Origin of the sequence: Streptomyces sp. NPDC051940, assembly GCF_040680895.1 — a bacterium.
Classification (GTDB): domain Bacteria; phylum Actinomycetota; class Actinomycetes; order Streptomycetales; family Streptomycetaceae; genus Streptomyces.
On record NZ_JBFAXR010000285.1, the window covers coordinates 1 to 1413 of the forward strand.

1 protein-coding gene is annotated in these 1413 nt (G+C 65.9%); it reads right to left on the reverse strand.

The features are described from left to right. Positions 1-29: 29 nt before the first annotated feature. Complete coding sequence (locus AB0M28_RS40445) at positions 30-1253, reverse strand: IS256 family transposase (protein WP_365415835.1); 1224 nt, start codon at positions 1251-1253, stop codon at positions 30-32. Between the last annotated feature and the right edge of the window lie 160 nt (positions 1254-1413).

Below are 1413 nucleotides of genomic sequence, written 5' to 3' on the forward strand. Positions count from 1 at the left end.
GGTCGTGTCCCTTCTCGTGGTGTAGGGGATCAATCCTCGGTGGTGGCGGGTAGGGCTGCGGTGTCCGTGGTGGTGTAGACCGCGGCCATGCTCTCCTCGGAGAGGTAGCGGCGGGGGAAGGCGATCCATTCGTCGTGCATTTCGGCCAGCACGGCGGTGGCGAGCCGTAGGGCGGCTTCGGGGTTGGGGAAGACCTGGACGACGTCGGTGCGGCGTTTGATCTCGCGGTTCAGCCGTTCCAGTGGGTTGGTGGACTGGATCTTCTTCCAGTGCTGTTGGGGGAAGTCCGCAAACGCGGTGAGGTCCTCCTTGGCTGCCAGCAGCATGGTTTTGACCTTGGGGAACTGTCTGCCGAGCATCTCGGCGACGGTGTCCAGCTGGGCCCGGACGGCCGTGGCGGTGGGCTGGGCGAAGATGGTGCGGATGGTCGCGGCGACCATCTCCCCGGTGCCCTTCTCGATCACGGAGAAGACGTTGCGGACGAAATGAACCCGGCACCTTTGCCAGCCGGCGCCGAACATGACTTTGCGGATGGCCTTGACCAGGCCGGAGTGGTTGTCGGAGACCACCAGTCGCACCCCGGTCAGCCCCCGCTCGCGCAAGGAGCGTAAGAACCCAGTCCACGATGCTTCGCTCTCGCTGTCATCGACCATCACCCCGACCACTTCGCGGTTGCCCTGCTCGCTGACGCCGGTGGCGATGACCACGGCCTGGGAGACGATTTGGTGATTGACCCGGGCCTTGACGTAGGTGGCGTCCAGGAACAGGTACGGAAAGCGCGTGTGGTCCAGCGGTCGGGTGCGAAACGCGGCCAGCTCCTCGTCCATCCCCGCGCAGATCCGCGACACTTCACTCTTGGAGATCCCGGTGTCCGCGCCGAGGGCTTTGACCAGGTCATCGACGCTGCGGGTGGACACGCCGAGCACGTATGCCTCCATGATGACCGCGTATAAGGCGCGGTCGATGCGGCGGCGCCGCTCGAGCAGCGAGGGGAAGAAACTCCCGGCCCGGAGCTTGGGGATGGCCAGCTCCACGTCGCCGGCCTGGGTGGTCAGGGTCTTGTCCCGGTGCCCGTTGCGCCAGGTAGCGCGGGTGTCGGTGTGCTCGTTCCACTCGGCGCCGATCCGGGCGGTGGCCTCCGCCTCGATCAGCTCCTGCAGGATGCGTTCACACACCGCCCGGATGGTCTCGATTCCGTCCGCCGCACGTAGTGACTGAAGCAGCTGCAACAGGTCAGACTGGGATAAGGCCATCGTGCACCCCCAGGGTTGGACTTAGCCGTTTTCCCCGGAGCGTTGCACGGTGGCCGACTTGTGTTCAGGGGGCACGAACAGGGGCAGCGGGAGCACGAACAGGGCGCACCGACCCACGCTCACCGCCTTGATCCCCTACACCACCACAAGGGACGCCATC

What these genes read in the sequence shown, in the direction of transcription:
- AB0M28_RS40445 (WP_365415835.1), bottom strand. Translation starts at nt 1,253, where the DNA reads ATGGCCTTATCCCAGTCTGACCTGTTGCAGCTGCTTCAGTCACTACGT.